This is a genomic window from Rhodococcus shunpengi, from assembly GCF_048381395.1.
Taxonomy (GTDB): domain Bacteria; phylum Actinomycetota; class Actinomycetes; order Mycobacteriales; family Mycobacteriaceae; genus Rhodococcus.
Genome location: NZ_JBLWIU010000032.1, coordinates 108,103 through 126,453 on the forward strand (window position 1 = coordinate 108,103; position 18,351 = coordinate 126,453).

The 18,351-nt window shown below is 68.0% G+C and carries 20 protein-coding genes; 9 read left to right on the plus strand and 11 right to left on the minus strand.

The features are described 5' to 3' along the window. Positions 1 to 60 precede the first annotated feature (60 nt). Together ACNJ7K_RS18990 and ACNJ7K_RS18995 are read right to left on the minus strand one after the other, a co-directional pair. A complete protein-coding gene (locus ACNJ7K_RS18990; RefSeq protein ID WP_230788459.1) occupies positions 61 to 1,431 on the minus strand; it encodes an amidase in 1,371 nt (456 codons plus the stop codon). Between the two features lie 32 nt (positions 1,432 to 1,463). Beyond that, the gene (locus ACNJ7K_RS18995; protein WP_269072426.1) at positions 1,464 to 2,378 is read right to left on the minus strand and encodes a D-2-hydroxyacid dehydrogenase; all 915 of its coding nucleotides are present in this window, start codon (positions 2,376 to 2,378) and stop codon (positions 1,464 to 1,466) included. A 140-nt stretch (positions 2,379 to 2,518) separates the two neighbouring features. On the opposite strand from ACNJ7K_RS18995, the gene ACNJ7K_RS19000 reads away from it, so the two are divergent. Genes ACNJ7K_RS19000 through ACNJ7K_RS19010 form a run of 3 tightly spaced genes read left to right on the plus strand, consistent with a single transcriptional unit; the run spans position 2,519 to position 4,682 of the window. Next, on the plus strand, positions 2,519 to 3,259 hold the full coding sequence (locus tag ACNJ7K_RS19000; protein ID WP_159416800.1) for a maleate cis-trans isomerase family protein: 741 nt from the start codon (positions 2,519 to 2,521) through the stop codon (positions 3,257 to 3,259). Beyond that, positions 3,260 to 4,000: a maleate cis-trans isomerase family protein gene (locus ACNJ7K_RS19005; RefSeq protein ID WP_487042060.1), complete on the plus strand. Its 741-nt coding sequence runs from the start codon at positions 3,260 to 3,262 to the stop codon at positions 3,998 to 4,000. After that, on the plus strand, positions 3,987 to 4,682 hold the full coding sequence (locus ACNJ7K_RS19010; protein WP_006550439.1) for a GntR family transcriptional regulator: 696 nt from the start codon (positions 3,987 to 3,989) through the stop codon (positions 4,680 to 4,682). The genes ACNJ7K_RS19005 and ACNJ7K_RS19010 overlap by 14 nt, the downstream gene beginning before the upstream one ends. Before the next feature lie 6 nt (positions 4,683 to 4,688). Here ACNJ7K_RS19010 and ACNJ7K_RS19015 read toward each other — a convergent pair whose 3' ends face one another. Further along, positions 4,689 to 5,309 carry a TetR/AcrR family transcriptional regulator gene (locus ACNJ7K_RS19015; RefSeq protein WP_487042061.1) on the minus strand — a complete coding sequence of 207 codons (621 nt, stop codon included), beginning with the start codon at positions 5,307 to 5,309 and terminating at the stop codon, positions 4,689 to 4,691. An 84-nt stretch (positions 5,310 to 5,393) separates the two neighbouring features. Here ACNJ7K_RS19015 and ACNJ7K_RS19020 point away from each other — a divergent pair, with 84 nt between their 5' ends. After that, positions 5,394 to 6,014 (plus strand): hypothetical protein, encoded by a 621-nt coding sequence (locus ACNJ7K_RS19020; RefSeq protein ID WP_455408036.1) that lies wholly within the window; start codon positions 5,394 to 5,396, stop codon positions 6,012 to 6,014. Between the two features lie 13 nt (positions 6,015 to 6,027). On the opposite strand, the gene ACNJ7K_RS19025 is transcribed toward ACNJ7K_RS19020, so the two are convergent. From ACNJ7K_RS19025 to ACNJ7K_RS19055, 7 genes are all read right to left on the minus strand, one after another. Next, on the minus strand, positions 6,028 to 6,765 hold the full coding sequence (locus ACNJ7K_RS19025) for an acetoacetate decarboxylase family protein (protein WP_455408037.1): 738 nt from the start codon (positions 6,763 to 6,765) through the stop codon (positions 6,028 to 6,030). Between the two features lie 70 nt (positions 6,766 to 6,835). Continuing rightward, the gene (locus ACNJ7K_RS19030; RefSeq protein ID WP_487042062.1) at positions 6,836 to 7,711 is read right to left on the minus strand and encodes an aldo/keto reductase; all 876 of its coding nucleotides are present in this window, start codon (positions 7,709 to 7,711) and stop codon (positions 6,836 to 6,838) included. Between the two features lie 269 nt (positions 7,712 to 7,980). Continuing rightward, a complete protein-coding gene (locus tag ACNJ7K_RS19035; RefSeq protein WP_487042063.1) occupies positions 7,981 to 9,030 on the minus strand; it encodes an acyl-CoA dehydrogenase family protein in 1,050 nt (349 codons plus the stop codon). Beyond that, complete coding sequence (locus ACNJ7K_RS19040) at positions 9,027 to 9,998, minus strand: acyl-CoA dehydrogenase family protein (protein WP_487042064.1); 972 nt, start codon at positions 9,996 to 9,998, stop codon at positions 9,027 to 9,029. The genes ACNJ7K_RS19035 and ACNJ7K_RS19040 overlap by 4 nt, the downstream gene beginning before the upstream one ends. Further along, positions 9,995 to 11,155 carry an acyl-CoA dehydrogenase family protein gene (locus ACNJ7K_RS19045; protein ID WP_230788419.1) on the minus strand — a complete coding sequence of 387 codons (1,161 nt, stop codon included), beginning with the start codon at positions 11,153 to 11,155 and terminating at the stop codon, positions 9,995 to 9,997. The genes ACNJ7K_RS19040 and ACNJ7K_RS19045 overlap by 4 nt, the downstream gene beginning before the upstream one ends. Further along, complete coding sequence (locus tag ACNJ7K_RS19050; protein WP_120281323.1) at positions 11,155 to 12,027, minus strand: enoyl-CoA hydratase; 873 nt, start codon at positions 12,025 to 12,027, stop codon at positions 11,155 to 11,157. Before ACNJ7K_RS19050 ends, ACNJ7K_RS19045 begins: the two co-directional genes overlap by 1 nt. Continuing rightward, on the minus strand, positions 12,024 to 13,571 hold the full coding sequence (locus ACNJ7K_RS19055; protein ID WP_487042065.1) for a FadD3 family acyl-CoA ligase: 1,548 nt from the start codon (positions 13,569 to 13,571) through the stop codon (positions 12,024 to 12,026). The genes ACNJ7K_RS19050 and ACNJ7K_RS19055 overlap by 4 nt, the downstream gene beginning before the upstream one ends. Before the next feature lie 44 nt (positions 13,572 to 13,615). On the opposite strand from ACNJ7K_RS19055, the gene ACNJ7K_RS19060 reads away from it, so the two are divergent. The 5 genes from ACNJ7K_RS19060 (at position 13,616) to ACNJ7K_RS19080 (ending at position 17,827) form a co-directional block, all read left to right on the plus strand. After that, the gene (locus tag ACNJ7K_RS19060) at positions 13,616 to 14,824 is read left to right on the plus strand and encodes an acyl-CoA dehydrogenase family protein (protein ID WP_487042066.1); all 1,209 of its coding nucleotides are present in this window, start codon (positions 13,616 to 13,618) and stop codon (positions 14,822 to 14,824) included. Continuing rightward, complete coding sequence (locus tag ACNJ7K_RS19065; RefSeq protein ID WP_120281326.1) at positions 14,821 to 15,636, plus strand: SDR family oxidoreductase; 816 nt, start codon at positions 14,821 to 14,823, stop codon at positions 15,634 to 15,636. Before ACNJ7K_RS19060 ends, ACNJ7K_RS19065 begins: the two co-directional genes overlap by 4 nt. Before the next feature lie 34 nt (positions 15,637 to 15,670). Then, positions 15,671 to 16,282, plus strand: coding sequence for a TetR/AcrR family transcriptional regulator (locus ACNJ7K_RS19070; protein WP_230788416.1), 612 nt, complete (start codon positions 15,671 to 15,673; stop codon positions 16,280 to 16,282). Positions 16,283 to 16,291: 9 nt separating this feature from the next. Then, positions 16,292 to 17,440, plus strand: coding sequence for an acetyl-CoA C-acetyltransferase (locus ACNJ7K_RS19075; RefSeq protein ID WP_229566950.1), 1,149 nt, complete (start codon positions 16,292 to 16,294; stop codon positions 17,438 to 17,440). 117 nt (positions 17,441 to 17,557) lie between these two features. Then, positions 17,558 to 17,827 carry a DUF2277 domain-containing protein gene (locus ACNJ7K_RS19080; protein WP_230788411.1) on the plus strand — a complete coding sequence of 90 codons (270 nt, stop codon included), beginning with the start codon at positions 17,558 to 17,560 and terminating at the stop codon, positions 17,825 to 17,827. Between the two features lie 9 nt (positions 17,828 to 17,836). On the opposite strand, the gene ACNJ7K_RS19085 is transcribed toward ACNJ7K_RS19080, so the two are convergent. Beyond that, on the minus strand, positions 17,837 to 18,349 hold the full coding sequence (locus ACNJ7K_RS19085; RefSeq protein WP_487042067.1) for a luciferase domain-containing protein: 513 nt from the start codon (positions 18,347 to 18,349) through the stop codon (positions 17,837 to 17,839). Between the last annotated feature and the right edge of the window lie 2 nt (positions 18,350 to 18,351).

Sequence of the window (18,351 nt, forward strand, 5' to 3'; positions counted from 1 at the left end):
GCACGGGAAACGGCACCGCGTACTTCGCGCGGTGCCGTTTCTCTTGGTGCTCCTCCTGTCTCAGCTCAATGCGTACTCGGCGAATCGCGCGACGGCGAGCAGCAGGTCGTCCGAGTGCCGCGGCCCGACTATCTGCAGACCCACGGGCAGACCCGCCGAAGTGGTGCCCACAGGAATGCTGATGGCCGGCTGCTGCGTGAGATTGAAGGGATAGGTGAACGGGGTCCACTGCGGCCACGAGGTCAGCGACGAACCCGACGGCACGTCGTGACCGGCCTCGAAGGCGGGGATCGGCATCGTCGGCGTGATCAGCACGTTGTACTTCTGGTGGAAGATCCCCATCGTGATGCCGACGGCCGCCGCGACCGCGCGGGCCTCGAGATAGTCCACGGCACCGAGTTGTTCGCCGTGGGACCACACGCGTCCGAGGCCGGGATCCACCTTGTCCCGCGTGCCCTCGGGGAAGGTCTTCAACATCGTGGCCGCGCCTGCCGCCCAGAGGTTCTCGAAGGCCTCGAGCGGGTCGGTGAAACCGGGATCGGCGGCGGTCACCCGCAGTCCGGCCTCGTCGAGGACGCGGACCGCCCGGTCGACGATCTCACCGACCTCGGGGTCCACGTCGACGTAGCCGAGGGTCTTGGAGTAGGCGACGTCCATCCCCACCACCTCGCGGTTGAGGCCGCCGCGGAAGGTCGTCAGGGGCGGCGCCAGGGCCGTCGGGTCCCGGGGATCGGGCAGCGCGAGGATGTCGGTGAGCAGCGCCGCGTCCTCGACCGTCCGGGTGATCGGCCCGGCGTGCGCGAGCGGCCCGAACGGGCTGGCGGGAAAGATCGGGATCCGGCCGTGGGTGGGCTTGAATCCGACGACGCCGCAGAACGATGCGGGGATGCGGATGCTGCCCCCACCGTCGGTGCCGACGGAGCACGGACCGAAGCCGGCCGCGACCGCCGCCGCGCTGCCACCGGACGAGCCACCGGCGGTCTTCGTCGTATCGGCGGGATTCGTGGTCACCCCGTACAGGGCCGAATCGGTCACCGCCTTCCACGCGATCTCCGGAGTGGTGGTCTTGCCCAGCAACACCATTCCGTCCTCGCGCAACCGGGCCGCGACCGGGCTGTCGACGTTCCAGTCCTGGTTCTCGTCGATGGCCTGCGAACCCCGCAGGGTCGGCCATCCGTCGGTGAGGAAGACGTCCTTGATCGAGATGGGGACCCCGTCGAGCAGGCCCTTCGAATAGCCGGTCCGCCACCGCTCCTCGGACCTGCGCGCCTGGTCGAGTGCCTTCTCCTCGTCGACGAGGCAGAACGAGTTGATCTCGCGATCGTGCGCCGAGATCCGATCGAGCACGGCCCGCGTCACCTCGACGGGAGACAACTCGCCCGAGGAGAACGCCGACACGAGTTCGACGGCGGTCATGTCTGTGGGCTCCATCGTGCCTCCTTCTCGTCGGACGATGCCGACTCTCACGCGCCGGGCACGTAACCCAGCTTCTTGTCCACCACGTTCCGAAGCGGTTCGCCACTGCGGTGACGGCGGAAGTTGTCGACGAAGACGTCCACCAGCGCGTCGCGCCAGCCGACGAAATCTCCCGAATTGTGCGGGGTGATCGAGACGTTCGGCATGTCCCAGAGCGGATTGCCCTCGGGGAGCGGTTCGACGTCGAGCACGTCGAGCGCGGCACCGGCGATCGTGCCCGACCGCAGAGCCTCGACCAGGTCGTCGGTGCGCACGAGTTCGCCACGCCCGACGTTGACGAAGCGTGCCTGCGGCTTCATCGCGGCGAACATCCGGGCGTCGAACAGGTGCCGGGTCTGATCCGTGAGAGGTGCGGCCACGATGACGAAATCGACGTCGGCGAGAGCGGCCGGAAGGTCGGCGGTCGCGGTGACGGTGCCGAAATCGGGGTCGTCGTCGCGAGAACGCCGGCCCGAGCCCTGGACCGTCATCCCCACGGCGGAGAGCAGGCGCGCGATCGCGCGACCGATCGGACCGGTGCCGACGACGAGCACGGAGCGACCTGCGATGCGTTCGGACTCCCGGTGCTTCCAGATGTGCTCGTGCTGGAGCCGCAGCGATTCGGGGATGTCCTTGGCGAAGGAGAGTATCTGGGCGAGCACGTATTCGGCGATCGCCCCGTCGAAGACTCCGCGGGAGTTGGTGACGACCACATCGCTGTCGCGCAGCTCGGGGAACATGAGGGCGTCGACCCCGGCCGCGGCGACATGGATCCACTTCAGGGACGCTGCGGCGTGCCAGGCTGCGGGCAGCGCGTCGGTGAGGAAGTCGTATGCGAAGAGGATGTCGGCGCCGTCGAGCGCGTCGGCCAGGCCGGAGGCGTCGGTGTAGCGCACCGTGGCGTGTTCGGCCACCGGGGCCATCCACGCACGATCCGGCACGGCTTCGGCATGAAGCACTGCAACGACCGGCTGGGCATCCACGTTGACACCGTATGAGCGCCTCGTATTATTGTCAACAATCCTCAAGGCTGAGGGAACTCTTGACGAAGCCGAGGGACCGTATGGAACTGAACATTCCCGAATTCGAAGGTCCTCTGGCTCAGCGGGGCATCGGTGTGATCGCACCTTTCGATCTCGCCCTGGAACGAGAACTGTGGCGATGGGCGCCGCTCGAGGTCACCCTGCACCTCGCTCGAACCCCCTACGAGCCGGTGCCGGTCAGCCGTGCCATGGCCGAGCTGGTGTCCGACCGACGGCACCTGATGGTCGCGACCCGCGACGTGCTGTCGGTGGAGCCGGAAGTTGTTGCCTATCTGTGTACCTCGGGCAGTTTCGTCAACGGGGTGGCCTACGAGAAGACCCTGTGCGACGCGATCTGCGAAGCGGGCGCATCGTGCGCGGTCACGACCTCCGGAGCGCTGCTCGAAGCCCTCCACACACTCGACCTCACCCGCATCTCGGTGATCACCCCCTACGACCGGGAACTCACGGACCTGCTGCACGACTTCCTGCAGGAGGCCGGAACCGAGGTCGTCCGGTCGTCACATCTCGGGCTCGGCGGCGGCATCTGGAAGGTCAACTACCGCACCATCGCCGAACACATCATCGGGGCCGATACCCCGGACGCACAGGCGATCTTCGTCAGTTGCACCAACCTGCCGACCTACGACCTGATCGCGCCACTCGAACGGGAACTCGGCAAGCCGGTCCTCACGGCCAACCAGCTCACCATCTGGGCGTGCCTGGGACGGATGAAGCTGCCCATGACCGGGCCGGGGAAGTGGTTGAGAGGAGTGTTCTGAATGCATCGTGACCGTCCGACCGTCGGGATCGTCTATCCGGATCATGCCGCCGAGGACGACTACCCGTTCGCCGCCGAACTCCTGGGGGTGAACCTGCCCGTCGCCCACATCTACGGAACCGATCTGCACGCCGTTCCCGAACTCCTCGACCTCGGGAGCCCGGCCAAGCTCGCCGGGGGAGCGGCGCAGTTCGCGGACGAGCCCCTCGACGCCCTCGTGTGGGCGTGCACGTCGGGCAGCTTCGTGTACGGACCCGAGGGGGCACGCACCCAGGTCGAGCAGCTCTCCCGGGACGCGGGAGGCGTGCCCACGACGAGCACGAGCATCGCGTTCGTCGCCGCGCTACGGGCGCTCGGAGTCGGGCGGGTGGCCGTGGCGGCGAGTTATCCGCGGGACGTCGCCGAACTGTTCGTCGCCTTCCTCGCGGACGCCGGTGTCGACGTCGTCTCGCTCGCCGACGCCGGCATCGACACCGCCGCCGAGGTCGGCACCCTGACCGACGAGGCCGTCCTCGAATTCGTGAGGACCAACGATCATCCCGACGCACAGGCGGTCATCGTCCCCGACACCGCGATGCACACGCTGCGGATCATGCGGGAGCTCGGGAAGGAGACCGGCAAGCCGGTGCTGACCGCCAACCAGGTCACCGTGTGGCACGGCCTGGAACTCGCCGGATATACAGTGGAATGCCCGGACCTGGGCTCACTGTTCGAGGAGGATACCGATCATGGTGCTCGGTGATCTGGAAGATCTACGTCCTGTCACCCGGCCGTCCACGGCCGAGCTCATCGCCGAACAGATCCGGTCGGCCATCGTCCGGGGTGCGCTCGGTCCCGGGGAACAGCTGGGCGAGGCCGAACTCGCGGCGCACTTCCAGGTATCGCGGGGCCCGCTACGAGAAGCCATGCAGCGGTTGCTGTCCGAGGGTCTGCTCTACAGCATCCGCAACCGGGGGATCTTCGTCACCGAGCTCACCTTCGACGACGTCGTCGACATCTACCGCAGCCGCTGGGTCATCGAGGGCGGTGCCCTCGACCTGGTGCTGGACGGCCGTCGCGAACAGACGTGGAAGGCCCTCGAACCGGCGATCGAGGAGATGCGCACCGCCGCCGAACGCGAGGACGCCACCGGTGTCTCGGACGGCGACCGGCGTTTCCACGAGATCCTCGTGGCCAGTGCCGACAGTCCGCGGCTCGTGCGGGCGGCCCGCACGCTGCTCGTCGAGACGCGGATGTGCCTCGGCGCGTTGCAGACCACCTATCCCGACCTGCATGTGCAGGTGGACGAGCACGTCGTGCTGCGGGAGGCGATCCGCACCGCCGACCGGGAGGAGGTGCGGCGTCTGCTCGACGAGCACCTGCACGACACGGTCACCCGGCTCCGCGAGCGTCAGAATGTCGACGGCGTGATCGCGTCCGGCTGATACCGCTCAGGCGGGCGGGGTGAACGACGACAGGGCCGTTGCGGCGATGTAGTCGGCGGCGTCCTCCGCCGACAACCGTCCTGCCGCGACTTCGGTTGCGGCACAATGGACCAGACTGTGCAGGACCGACGCCAGCCAGGATGACGACAGGTCGGTGCGGAACGCCCCTTCGGCGCGACCGCGCTCGATGAGGGCGGTCGCGCGGGCGAGTAGGCCGTCGTGTGCGGCGCGGACGTCCTCGGCGGGGAGTGCTTGTTCGGCGGCCGCGAGCAGTGCCCCCGCGTCGGCGGTCAGCGACCACGAACCCGCGATGAGGCGGTGTAGGGCGTCGCGTGGGTCGCCCGTGAGGTCGATCCGTTCCACGGTCTCCTCCGCCTCGGCGAGCGCGCGCTGCACCACGGCGGTGACGAGTTCTGTGCGAGTGGGGAAGTGGCCGTAGAGCGTGACACGCCCGACGCCGGCGACCTCGGCGATCTCCCCTATGCTCGCGCCGGGAGCGCGACTCAGTGCGATGCGCCCGGCGTGGAGGATCGCCTCGATGTTCCGCTCGGCGTCCGCACGTTTCCTGGCACGGGGGGATTCGGGGCGGGGGGATTCGGGACGGCGGGATGCCTCGTGGGTGGTCACGGATCCTCCTCTTGTCGAACACTGATGTTCAGGTTACGCTGACCATCAATTCGAACATCACTGTTCAACTTAGGGCGGATCCTCATGACGAGCTCCGACATCACCGTTCCTGTCGATCGATCTGCGACCGGCATCGACCCGAAGGCGCTGCTACGAGGGGTGCTGCGCCGGTGGCCGAGCCTCGTCGCAGTCGCCCTCGCCGCGTTCGTCCTCGCGGACGGGGGCACCGACTTCCCGGCGATCCTCACCGGCGCGGCACTGGTCTATCTCGGTGCCGCCGTGCTGGGTCGTCGCAGCGCGGCCTGGCCGCTGTTCCTCGGCGCCGTCGCGGTGATCGGCGTCGGCAAGGTCGCCGTCGTCGCGCTCGGGGTGCCGGTCGAGATCACCGTGGTGATGGTCGCGCTCGGTGCCGCCGGCGCCGTCTACGGACTCGCGCGCACCCCGGCCGGCCGGGCGATGTTCGTCGGGCAGTCGGCCGTGGCCATGCTGGGTTTCGGTGCCGTCGCGGTGGCCGCGGTGACCGTCACCCCCGTCCCGGCGGGCGTGATCGTCGGGCTCGGACTGCTCGGTCACGCCGCGTGGGACTACGTTCATTTCCGCCGGAACACCGTGGTCGCCCGCTCGCTCGCGGAGTTCTGCGGTGTGCTCGACACCCTGCTGGGTGTCGCAGTGATCGTCCTCGCCGTCTCGGGTGCGCTCTCCTGAGTCCTCAGGATCGTCAGACGACGGTCGCGTCGCCGAAGGTCATCCGCAGATCGGGGATCGACGACGAGGCGAGTGCGCGTCGCGGCAGACCGAGCGACCGCAGTTCGTCGGCGATCGGATGCGTCCCCAACCGCAGGGTCGCGCCGCCGAGCCGGGTGCGCACGCCGCTCGGATTCATCTCCCAGGTCGTGCAGCGGGTGACGTCGTCGATGTGCGAGTAGGCGGCGAGCGAGGCCGCGAGACCCTTGCCCGGAACCGGAAGTCCGGGCGCCACGGTCAGTTCGGCGATCAGCGCTCCGTCGGCGGAGACCGAACCACGTTTGGTGCTGCTGTCGTGGTCGGCGTCGAAGTCGGCGAGGGTCTTCGGGAAACCCCAGATGCCGCGTCCCGCCGCGAGAGTGAAGTCGCCGTCGACGGGCAGGTGGTGGATGAGCGCACCGGCCTGCCCGCCGACCAGGCTCCGCCAGTCGTCGACGATGCCGTCGCCGCGGTTGCGGTGGTTGCGGACGAGGAAGCACACCCCGAACTCGTTGTACGGGCCGAGATCCCCGTCGACGTAGTCCACGAAGACGATCGTGCAGATCCCGTGGCCCGGCCGGTACTGCAGGATCTCGAGCCCGGTGTGGGCGACGAGTTCCTGCGCGGGGCGCACGGGAACCGAGAACATCCCCATGAACGCCGTGGCCGTTCGGACCTGCACGGGCATCGTGACCGGTTGGCCCAGCACCAGATGCGTCGTCGTCTCGCTCATCGCTGCCTTCCGGAAGTCGGACGTGCGTACCCCGACAATGAGAACACGTTCCAGTTCCGGAGGGAAGGGATCAGGAGGGGGCGCCGATGTTCATCTCGTCGGGATGCGCGCCCACCCGCGTGCCGTCGTCGAGCGTGTGGAGTTCGCTGAGGTCGAGCTCGTCGAGCTCGAAGTCGAAGACGTCGATGTTCTGGGAGATACGCTGCTCGTGCACCGACTTCGGGATGACGATCAGTCCGTTCTGCAGATGCCAGCGGATCAGCACCTGCGCGGCCGACTTGCTGTGACGGTCGGCGATGCGGGTGACGATCGGGTCGACGAGCAGGGTGTTCGGCTTCGAGTTCGGACCCCAGCCCGAGTTGCTCGTGCCCCCGAGCGGGCTCCACGACTCCACGGCGATGCCGTGTTCGGACGCGAACCGGCGGATCTCGGTCTGGGGGAGATGCGGGTGCAGTTCCACCTGATCCACCGCCGGCAGCAGCCCGCCACGATCGACCAGCAACTGCAGATGGTGCGGCTCGAAGTTGCACACCCCGACGGCCTTCGCACGCCCGGACTCGGCGATCTTCTCGAGGGCGTCCCAGGTCCGCAGCAGACGCTCGCGGTCCTGCAGCGGCCAGTGGATCAGGTACAGGTCGACGTACTCGGTGCCCAGCTTCTTCAGACTCGTGTCGAAGGCCTTCAGCGCCGGCTCGTAGCCCTGATCGGAGTTCCACAGCTTGGTGGTTACGAAGATGTCCTCGCGCGGCACCGACGACGCGGCGAGCGCGCGCCCGACGCCTTCCTCGTTGCCGTACGCCGCGGCCGTGTCGATGTGCCGGTAACCGGCCTCGTCGATCGCGTATCGGACCGCGTGTTCGGTCTCGTCGTTGGTGGCCTGCCAGACTCCCAGGCCCAGCTGCGGGATCGTCGTTCCGGAATTCAGCGTGATCGTGGGAGGTGTCATCTCTCCGACGTTAGCGAGCCGCCGCGGTGGGCGCGAGGAATCCCGGACGATCAGATGTTCTCCTCCCGGCCGGTTCGGACCGTGATGGAGCCCATCGATCTCGACGTGCGGAAGGTCGAGGATCTCCCCGATCCCCGCGGCGATGGTCGTCCTGCCGGAACCGTTCGTCCCCGCCACGAGGACGCGGCGGGGACGAACGGGGAGCGGAACCGAGGAATCGAGGAGGCGCATCACCGATCTTTCGCAGGGAGCGCCGCCGACGATATCGTTCAGGCGGAGACCGCGCTCAGGTATTCGCGCGGTTGCCCGAACAACTGGGCGCTGCCGTGCGCCCGCTTGAAGAACAACTGCGCGTCGTGCTCCCAGGTGATCGCGATCCCGCCGTGCAGTTGCACGGCCTCCGACGCGACCTGCTGGAAGGCCTCCGAACAGTAGATCTTCGCTGCGTACGCGTCCTGCGGATCCTGCGACAACGCAGCCGCATACGACATCGACCGCGCCGTCTCCACGAGCGCGTACATGTCGGCCATGCGGTGCTTGAGCGCCTGGAACGATCCGATCGCGCGACCGAACTGCTTGCGGTTCTTCGCGTAGTCGACGGTCAGGTCGAGCACGGCCTGCGCGGCGCCCACCTGCTCGGCCGACAGGGCGATCGCCGCGGACGCCTGCAACCGGTCGACGAGATCGTCGGACGACGACAGACGACGGCCGGTCACCGCCGAGAACGACACCTCCGCGAGGGAACGTGTGGGATCCATCGTGGGCACGCGGCGCCGCGTCACCCCGTCGGTCTCCGGATCGACCTCGAACAGGCCGACCGTGTCGCCGTCGACGGCGAGCACGAGCAGAGTGGACGCGATGTCGCCGCCGAGGACGTAGTGCGCGGTTCCGGTCAGCACGTCGCCCTCGGCGCACACACCGGGACGCTGCCAGCCGGCGGCCGACGCCCAGCACACCGCGACGACGTCGCCGGCCGCGATGCCGGGGAGCAGACGCGTCGCCGCATCGGTATCACCGGACAGCAGCACGGTCTGCGCCGCGAGCACCGCCGACCCGAGGAAGGGCGACGGCGTGAGCGTGCGGCCGAGTTCCTCGAGCACCACGTGAGTCTCGACCCACGAGGCGCCCACACCGTCGTATTCCTCGGGGACTGCGAGGGCCGCGACCCCGACCTGCTCGACGAGCATCGTCCACAGTTCGTCGTCGTATCCGCTGCCGGTGGTGATCGCCCGCCGGACGGCAGCCGAATCGGAATGCTTGGCGAGCAGGGTGCGCACCGAGTCCCGCAGTGCGGCGCGCTCTTCCGTCTCGAACGTCACGACGCCTCGCTCTCGAGTGCCGCGACCACGCGTGCCCGGTGCTCGTCGGGGGTGCCCCACGCGGTGACGAGCGCGCGGACCTTCGTGATCCACAGCGACAGATCGTATTCCTGGGTGTAGCCGATCGCGCCGTGCACCTGCAGTGCCGTGCGCGCGGCGAGATAGGCGGCGTCGCCGCACGCGACCTTGGCCGCCGAGACGTCCCGGGACGCGGTGGGCAGCTCGTCGCGGACGGCGATGGCCGCGCCGTGCAGTAGCGGACGTGCCATCTCCAGCGCGACTGCCACCTCGGCGAGATGGTGCTTGACCGCCTGGAAGGAGCCGATCGCACGACCGAACTGCTTACGCTGCTGCGCGTACTCGACGGTGGTGTCGAGCAGAGTCCGGCCCAGGCCCTGGAGCTGAGCGGCGGACGCGAGGACGCCGATATCGAAAGCCGCAGCGGTATCTGCGGATCCGAGCGACTCGCCGGCAGTGAGCGAGGCGAGCGTGCGCGACCGATCGATCGACTCGCGCGTCTCACCCGGAGTGCCCACCGAGACGGTGCCGTCGGCCACGTGCAGCGCGAGGTCGGCGATATGCGCGTCGACCGCGTACGGCGCGTGGGGGAGCATCGCGAGGGTGGCGAGCGAGCCGGCGGCAAGAGGACCGAGACGCTCGGGTGCCACGGCTGCGAGCAGAACCGGTGCCACCGCGACGGTTTCGACCACCGGACCGGGCACGGCATGGCGACCGAGCTGTTCGACGGCGACGACGAGATCGACCGCGTCGGCCCCGAGACCGTCGTGCTCCTCCGAGACGAGCAGACCGTTGACGCCGGTCTCGGCCAGTCGTTCCCACACCTGCAGACCCGGTGTCGTGTCGCCGCTGTTCCACGCACGGATCACCTGCGGCATGTCCGACTTGGTGAGCAGGGCGTCGATACTGGACGCGAAGTCCTCATGGGACTCGTCGAGTGCGAATCTCATCGCTCACCCCTCGGAAGGCCGAGCAGCCGCTCGGCGATGACGTTCTTCTGGATTTCGTTGGTACCGGCGTAGATCGGGCCCGACAGTGAGAACAGATAACCGTCGGTCCAGCCGTCGACGAGTTCGGCGTCCGCGCCCTGCAGGTCGAGCGCCGTCTCGTGCGCGGCGATGTCCCACTCGGACCAGAACACCTTGTTGATCGACGATTCGGCGCCCAGCTGCCCACCGGAGGTCAGGCGCGTGACGGTCGCCCAGGTCGACAGCTCGTAGGCGCGCGCCCCGATCCACGCGTCGGCGACGCGGTTGCGCAGCGCCGTGTCGCCGTGGAGGTCGGACTCGCCGTAGGCGCGCAGCAGCCGGTCTGTGGTGGCGAGGAATCGGCCCGGTGCGCGCAGCGACAGACCGCGCTCGTTGGACGCGGTGCTCATCGCGACCCGCCAGCCCTCGTTCACCGCACCGATCACTCCGGATTCGCCGGGGCGCTCGGGATCGTCGGGGACGAAGACGTCCTCGAGGAAGATCTCCGCGAAGCCCGGTTCGCCGTCGAGTTGCGGGATGGGGCGAACGGTGACCCCTTCGGCGCGCAGATCGAACATGAAGTACGTGATGCCCTTGTGACGTTGCGCCTCCGGATCGGACCGGAACAGGCCGAAGCCCATGTCGGCGTAGGAGGCGCGCGAGCTCCACGTCTTCTGGCCGTTGAGCAGCCAGCCACCGTCGACCTTCGTGGCGGTCGAGCGCAGCGACGCGAGATCCGAACCGGATTCGGGCTCCGACCAGGCCTGCGCCCAGATGTCGTCGGCGCGGGCCATACGCGGCATGATGCGTGCGAGTTGCTCGGGATGAGCGTGCTCGAAGAGGGTGGGGGCGAGCAGGAAGATTCCGTTCTGGCTCACGCGTCCCGGGGCGCCCGCACGGTAGTACTCCTCTTCGAAGACCACCCACTGTTCGAGCGTCGCGTCGCGTCCGCCCAGTTCTTCGGGCCAGGAGACGACCGACAGTCGTGCGTCGGCCAGGCGCCGTTCCCACTCCCGGTGCTGTTCGAAGCCCTCCGCGGTGTCCATCGACTTCAGCGGTGTGCTCGGAACGTTCGCCTCGAGGAAGGCGCGCACTTCGTCGCGGAACGCGACGGTGGCGTCGTCGAGTTCGAGATTCACTACTTGGACCCTTCCTGGACCGGGCGCGCGCTCGCGGCCATCGACTTGGCGTTCATGCCGCCGAGGGAGTCGGTGCCGACCTCGGCGTTGTAGGAGTGGGCGAAGTGGTGCAGGCCGAACACCGAGTCCATGCCGTTGCGCATGCCCATCTGGTCCTCGCACTGGTTGACCGCACGCTTGGTGAGCGCGAGCCCGAAGCGCGGCATCTCCGCGATGCGGGCGGCGAGGGCGAGGGTCTCGGACTCGAGCTCCTCACGCGGGACGACCCGGTTGACCATGCCCACCTCGTACGCGCGCTGCGCCGAGAACCGGTCGCCGGTGTAGAGGATTTCCTTGGCGAAACGAGTGCCGAGAACCCAGGGATGGGCGAAGTACTCGACACCGGGGATACCCATGCGCACCACGGGATCGGAGAAGAACGCGTCGTCGGAGGCGACGATGAGGTCGCACACCCACGCGAGCATCAGACCGCCGGCGATGCAGGCGCCCTGGACGGACGCGATGGTGGGCTTGGGGATCTCGCGCCAGCGACGGCACATCCCCAGGTACACCTCCATCTCACGGGCGTAACGCTGGTCGCCGCCTTCCTTGTCGACGTGGTCCCACCACATGACGGCCTTGTTGTCGTAGTGCACGTGGTGATCGCGTCCGGGGGTGCCCAGATCGTGACCGGCCGAGAAGTGCTTGCCGTTGCCGGCCAGCACGATCACCTTGACCTCGTCGTCCTCGACGGCCTTCTCGAACGCCGCGTCGAGCGCGTAGGTCATGACCGAGTTCTGGGCATTGCGATAGTCGGGGCGATTCAGGGTGACGATCGCGACGCCGTCACGCACCTCGTAGGTGACGACATCGGGCTCGAACGGGACGGTCATGACTTCTCCTCACGCAGAACGTTCTTCAGTACCTTGCCGGACGGATTTCGGGGCAGCGCGTCGACGAACCGAACCGAGCGCGGCGCCTTGAAGTTGGCGAGTTTGTCTCTGGCATACGCGATCACGTCGTCCTCGGTGAGCGGATGTCCGTCCAGCGGGACGACGAACGCCCTGCCGACCTCACCCATGCGCTCGTCGGGAACGCCGATCACGGCGACCTCGTGGACCCCCGGCAGGCGCAACAGCGCCGCCTCGACCTCGGCGGGATAGACGTTGAAACCGCCGCTGATGTACATGTCCTTGAGGCGGTCGGTGATGTCGAGATAGCCGCGGTCGTCGAGGACGCCCACGTCGCCGGTGTGGAGCCAGCCGTCCTCGTCGACCGTCTGCGCGGTGGCCTCGGGATCGTCGAGATAGCCCAGCATCACGTTGGGGCCGCGCAGCAGGATCTCGCCCTTGTCGCCGATACGCACCTCGAAGTCGGCCGTGGCGCGGCCCGAAGAGTTCGACACGGTCACGGGGTCGTCGTCGATGCGGCACATCGTGGCGACCACGGCCTCGGTCTGTCCGTAGGCGGTGAGCACGGCGTCGAAGCTCATTTCGTTCTGCATGCGTTCGACGAGCGAGACGGGAACCGGTGCGGCACCCGTGACGGCCACGCGCAGATTCGACATGTCGTAGTCGCCGCGGCGCGGGTGGTCGAGGATGCTCTGATAGATCGTCGGTGCGCCGGGCAGCACGCTGATGTTCTCCTGCGCGACGATCGCCATGACCTTCTCGGTGTCGAAGACGGCCATCGGGACGACGGTGGAGCCGGCGAGCAGTGCGGCGACGAAGCCCGCCTTGTAGCCGAAGCTGTGGAAGAACGGGTTGATGATCAGATAATTGTCGTCGGGGGTCAGCGCGGCGCAGTCGGCCCAGGCCTGTGCGACTCCGATGAGCTGGCGGTGTGCGCTCAGCACGCCTTTGCTGCGACCGGTCGTGCCGGAGGTGAAGAGGATGTCGGAGACGTCGTCGGGCTGCACCGATCGCGCACGCTCGTCCGCCTGCGCGAGCAACGGCTCGGTAGCGAGACCGAGGAAGTCGTCCCACCCGATCACGTCGTCGCTCGGGTTGTCGTTGCCGCCCAGAGGGATCCGCACCACTGTCGGAACGACGAGATCGGGCGCGGCTTCGCGCAGCGCGGCGTATCTGTCGGTGCCGAGGAAATCGCCGGCGACGACGAGCGCGGTGGCGTGGACCCGTTCGACGATGTCGGCGGCCTCGGTGCCGGTGTAGCGGGTGTTGACGGGGACGAGGACCCCGCCCGCCCAGTGCACGCCCAGGGCGGCGATCTCCCAGTGGAACGTATTGGGTGACCAGACCGCGACGCGGTCGCCGTTCTTCAGGCCTCGTGCCACGAGCGCCGCAGCGAAGACCCGGACGCGTTCGTGCAGTTCGGTGAAAGTCAGCCGGGTGTCGCCGTCGACGAGGGCGAGCCGGTCCGCGTGGTCGCGAGCGGCACGGATGAGGGCGGCCGGCGTGGTTCCGGGTGTTGTGTTCACGTAGCTCCCTACCTAGCAATTGCTTGGTAGGTTATCGTACAGACGTGCACCAGAGCGAGAGCCAGGACAATGCGGAGTTCGCGGCCACCGTACGACAGTGGCTCGAAGACAATCTGACCGGCGAATTCGTCGAGCTCAGAGGCAAGGGCGGACCCGGCAGCGAACACGAATTCTTCGAACAGCGACTCGCGTGGGATCGTCACCTGGCAGAGTCCGGATGGACCTGCATCGGATGGCCCACCGAGTACGGCGGACGCGGCGCGACGATGGATCAGCGCGTGATCTTCCACGAGGAGTACGCGAAGGCGAATGCCCCTGCGCGCGTCAACCACCTCGGTGAAGAACTGCTCGGCCCCACCCTCATCGCCTTCGGGACCGAGGAGCAGAAGAAGCGCTTCCTGCCCGGAATCCGCAACGTCACCGAACTGTGGGCGCAGGGCTACTCCGAGCCCGGAGCGGGCTCCGACCTCGCCAACGTCTCCACCACTGCCCGTCTCGAAGGCGACAAGTGGGTGATCAACGGCCAGAAGGTCTGGACGTCGCTCGCACACGTCGCGCAGTGGGCCTTCGTCGTGGCCCGCACCGAACCGGGCTCGACGCGGCATCACGGACTGAGCTTCCTGCTCGTCCCGCTCGACCAGCCCGGCGTGACGGTCCGGCCCATCCAGCAGCTCACCGGCACCTCCGAGTTCAACGAGGTCTTCTTCGACGACGCCGTCACCGACGCCGACCTTGTCGTCGGCGCCCCGGGTGACGGGTGGAAGGTCGCGATGGGACTGCTGACCTTCGAACGTGGCGTCTCGACGCTCGGCCAGCAGATCGGCTTCGCCCGCGAACTCGACGGCATCGTCGAGATCGCCCGCGAAAACGGCGCATTCGACGACCCGCACATCCGTGAGCGGATCGCCCGGGCCCGGATCGGGTTGCGCGTCATGCGCGCTCACGCCCTGCGCACCCTGGGCGACGCCGATCCAGGCCAGGCCTCGGTGGCCAAGCTGCTGTGGGCCAACTGGCATCGCGACCTCGGTGAGCTGGCGATGGACGTGCAGGGCGCGTCCTCGCTCGTCGGACCCGACCACGACCATGCCGGGAATCCCTCCGACATCACCGATCCCGAACATCTCGAACTCGCGCAGTGGCAGCGACTGTTCCTGTTCACCCGCGCCGACACCATCTACGGCGGATCCAACGAGGTCCAGCGCAATATCATCGCCGAGCGCGTGCTCGGCCTTCCCCGGGAGGCACGTCCGTGACCGCTACACCCCAGACCACCTCGCCCCTCGCGACCCCGCCCGTCGAGACCCCCGGCCACGGCCTCCTCGCAGGCAAGAAGGTCGTCGTCACCGCCGCCGCGGGCACCGGGATCGGGTTCTCGTCCGCACGACGAGCACTGCTCGAGGGCGCCGACGTGCTGATCTCGGACTTCCACGAGCGTCGTCTCGGAGAAGCCGCGGACAAGCTCGCCGCCGAGTTCCCGGAGCAGCAGGTCGCGTCGATCGTCTGCGACGTCTCGTCCACCGAGCAGGTCGACGCGCTCATCACCGGGGCGGCCGAACAGCTCGGCCGCATCGACGTCCTCATCAACAATGCGGGCCTCGGCGGTGAGACGCCCGTCGTGGACATGACCGACGACCAGTGGGATCGCGTCCTCGACATCACCCTCACCAGCACATTTCGCGCAACCCGCGCTGCGCTGCGGTACTTCCGATCGGTCGACCACGGCGGTGTCCTCGTCAACAACGCCTCGGTCCTCGGCTGGCGCGCGCAGCACTCGCAGGCGCACTACGCCGCCGCGAAGGCCGGCGTCATGGCCCTGACCCGCTGCTCGGCGATCGAGGCCGCCGAGTACGGCGTGCGGATCAACGCGGTAGCCCCGTCCATCGCGCGTCACGCCTTCCTCGCGAAGGTCACCAGTGAGGAACTGCTCGATCGGCTCGCCTCCGACGAAGCGTTCGGGCGCGCAGCCGAGGTGTGGGAGGTCGCGGCGACGATCGCGATGCTCGCCAGCGACTACACCACCTATCTGACCGGCGAGGTCGTATCGGTCTCCTCCCAGCGCGCATGATCTCGCCCTCCTGTCGGCTTGAAAGGATGTCCGTATGACTCCTGCTCGTGACGACAACAGCGGCAAGTCCGGGCGCCGCGCGGAACTGCTTGACATCGCTGCCGAGCTGTTCGCCTCGCGAGGCGTCCGGGCGACGACCGTACGCGATATCGCCGATGCCGCCGGCATCCTTTCCGGCAGCCTCTACCACCATTTCGATTCGAAGGAGTCGATGGTCGACGAGATCCTGCGCGCATTCCTCGGCGACCTGTTCGACAGCTACCGCAAGATCGTCGCGTCCGACCTGCCGTCGCGTGACACGCTCGCAGCGCTGGTGACGACCTCCTACGAGGCGATCGACCGGTCGCACGCCGCCGTCGCCATCTACCAGGGTGAGGCCAAGCATCTCGAAGGCGACCGCTTCGCCTACATCGGTGAACTCAACATCGAGTTCCGCGACCTGTGGGTGGGCGTGATCGAACGCGGCGTCGCCGACGGTTCCTTCCGTCCGGATCTCGACGTCGAACTCGTCTTCCGGTTCCTGCGCGACACGGTCTGGGTCGCGGTCCGCTGGTACCGCCCGGGGGGCGCGCTCAGCATCGACCAGGTTGCCCAGCAATACCTTTCCATCGTTCTCGACGGACTGTCGAACCAGAATTCTTCCTAAGGAGACATCATGACCGAGGCCTACATCGTCGACGCGGTGCGCACCCCCATCGGCAAGAAGAAGGGTGGGCTCGCGGACGTGCACCCGGCCGACCTGGGCGCGCACGTGATCAAGGCGCTCGTCGAGCGCACGGGCATCGACCCCGCCGACGTCGACGACGTGGTGTTCGGTTGCGTCGACGCCATCGGCGGCCAGGCCGGCAACATCGCCCGCACCGCGTGGCTGGCCGCCGGTTACCCGCAGCACGTACCCGGCGTGACCGTCGACCGTCAGTGCGGGTCGAGCCAGCAGGCCCTGCACTTCGGCGCCCAGGCGATCCTCAGCAACACCGCCGACCTCATCGTCGCCGGCGGCGTGCAGAACATGACGCAGATCCCGATCTCCGCAGCCATGATCGTCGGACAGCAGTACGGCTTCGACACCCCCTTCGGCGGGTCGACCGGCTGGACCGAGCGCTACGGCAGCGACGAGGTCTCGCAGTTCAAGGGCGCCGAGATGATCGCCGAGAAGTGGGACCTCAGCCGCGAGGAACTCGAGAAGTGGGCGCTGCAGAGCCACGAGCGCGCCAAGGCTGCCATCGCCGAGGGACGCTTCGAGAACGAGATCGTGCCGCTCGGTGATGCGGCCGTCGACGAGGGCCCGCGCGAGACCAGCCTCGAGAAGATGGCGTCGCTGCAGCCGCTCGTCGAGGGTGGTCGTCTCACCGCCGCCGTCGCCAGCCAGATCTCCGACGGTGCGTCCGCGGTGCTGCTCGCCTCCGACGAGGCCGTGAAGAAGTACGGATTGAAGCCCCGCGCGCGCATCCACCACCTCAGCGCCCGCGGCGACGACCCGATCTTCATGCTCACCGCTCCCATCCCGGCGACGCAGTACGCCCTCGAGAAGACCGGTCTGACGATCGACGACATCGACCTCATCGAGATCAACGAGGCCTTCGCGCCGGTCGTCCTGGCGTGGATCAAGGAGATCGGCGCCGACCCGTCGAAGGTCAACGTCAACGGGGGCGCGATCGCCCTCGGTCACCCGCTCGGCGCGACCGGCACCAAGCTCATGTCGACGCTGCTCAACGAACTCGAGCGCACCGGTGGCCGCTACGGCCTGCTCACCATCTGCGAGGGTGGCGGCACCGCCAACGTGACCATCATCGAACGCATCTGACCTGCTCCTTCACATTCGCGCGCCCGTTCGTCATCCGCTGCAGCAATTGCCGTAGCGGATCGACAGCGGGCGCGCGAATGTTCGGTTCGGCACTCGAGTGGCGTCTACCCTCGAAGCATGTGCCGGAACATCACGGAGCTGCGCGGGCTCGAGCCGGCTGCGACCGCCGAGGAGATCGAAGCGGCCGCGCGGCAGTACGTCCGTAAGGTCAGCGGGATCCACAAACTCTCCGATGCCACGCGCGAGCCTTTCGAGCAGGCCGTCGCCGAGGTCACCGCAACGACCACGCGCCTACTCGAAGCCCTTCCCGATCGTCGGCAACCACCGCCGACGGTTCCGCCGCTGCGCCGGCCCGAAGTGCGCGCGAGGATCGCAGCGCAGAGCTGACGCGGCCGATCAGATAGCTGCGAGCCCGAGCGGCCGCCCGCTCGCATCCGCGCGCTGCCCACCCGCAGCGAGATACGCCTCTTCGACGATCGCCGAGCAGACGGCGATCTCGTCCTCGTCGCGCGGACCGTAGAGCATGACGACGATCGGTGGGAGGACACCACGGCCGACCAGGCTGTGGTACTCGACCCAGCCCGCGTCGATCAGTTTCTCGGCGAGACCCGTCGGGAGGTTGACATGAAGGCTGCCGTCGGAGTGCGGATGGATGTGTCCCCACTCGCCGCCCAGAATGTCGGGAATCGACGGCGGTTCCGGTGGCGTGTGAAGGAAGAACGCAACAGTGCCGGGCACGGACACCCCACTGGCGCCGCGCGTGACGCCCGGCAGTGCCAGCGCATGGTCGCGCAACCTGTTCTGCCATTCGACCGGAGCGTTCTGGTCGAGTTGCATGTGAGGATTGGTGGGAGTCGTCGTCGGCCGGTCACCGCGACGAATCGGTATGTCGAGTTCTGCGTGAGTCATTC

Excerpts from the sequence above, each read along its gene's own strand:
- ACNJ7K_RS19050 (WP_120281323.1), bottom strand. The coding sequence starts at position 12,027 with ATGACCGTCCCGTTCGAGCCCGATGTCGTCACCTACGAGGTGCGTGAC.
- ACNJ7K_RS18995 (WP_269072426.1), bottom strand. The coding sequence starts at position 2,378 with ATGGCCCCGGTGGCCGAACACGCCACGGTGCGCTACACCGACGCCTCC.
- ACNJ7K_RS19030 (WP_487042062.1), bottom strand. The coding sequence starts at position 7,711 with ATGACACCTCCCACGATCACGCTGAATTCCGGAACGACGATCCCGCAG.
- ACNJ7K_RS18990 (WP_230788459.1), bottom strand. The coding sequence starts at position 1,431 with ATGGAGCCCACAGACATGACCGCCGTCGAACTCGTGTCGGCGTTCTCC.
- ACNJ7K_RS19000 (WP_159416800.1), top strand. The coding sequence starts at position 2,519 with ATGGAACTGAACATTCCCGAATTCGAAGGTCCTCTGGCTCAGCGGGGC.
- ACNJ7K_RS19075 (WP_229566950.1), top strand. The coding sequence starts at position 16,292 with ATGACCGAGGCCTACATCGTCGACGCGGTGCGCACCCCCATCGGCAAG.
- ACNJ7K_RS19080 (WP_230788411.1), top strand. The coding sequence starts at position 17,558 with ATGTGCCGGAACATCACGGAGCTGCGCGGGCTCGAGCCGGCTGCGACC.
- ACNJ7K_RS19025 (WP_455408037.1), bottom strand. The coding sequence starts at position 6,765 with ATGAGCGAGACGACGACGCATCTGGTGCTGGGCCAACCGGTCACGATG.
- ACNJ7K_RS19085 (WP_487042067.1), bottom strand. The coding sequence starts at position 18,349 with ATGACTCACGCAGAACTCGACATACCGATTCGTCGCGGTGACCGGCCG.
- ACNJ7K_RS19005 (WP_487042060.1), top strand. The coding sequence starts at position 3,260 with ATGCATCGTGACCGTCCGACCGTCGGGATCGTCTATCCGGATCATGCC.
- ACNJ7K_RS19020 (WP_455408036.1), top strand. The coding sequence starts at position 5,394 with ATGACGAGCTCCGACATCACCGTTCCTGTCGATCGATCTGCGACCGGC.
- ACNJ7K_RS19040 (WP_487042064.1), bottom strand. The coding sequence starts at position 9,998 with ATGAGATTCGCACTCGACGAGTCCCATGAGGACTTCGCGTCCAGTATC.
- ACNJ7K_RS19010 (WP_006550439.1), top strand. The coding sequence starts at position 3,987 with ATGGTGCTCGGTGATCTGGAAGATCTACGTCCTGTCACCCGGCCGTCC.
- ACNJ7K_RS19070 (WP_230788416.1), top strand. The coding sequence starts at position 15,671 with ATGACTCCTGCTCGTGACGACAACAGCGGCAAGTCCGGGCGCCGCGCG.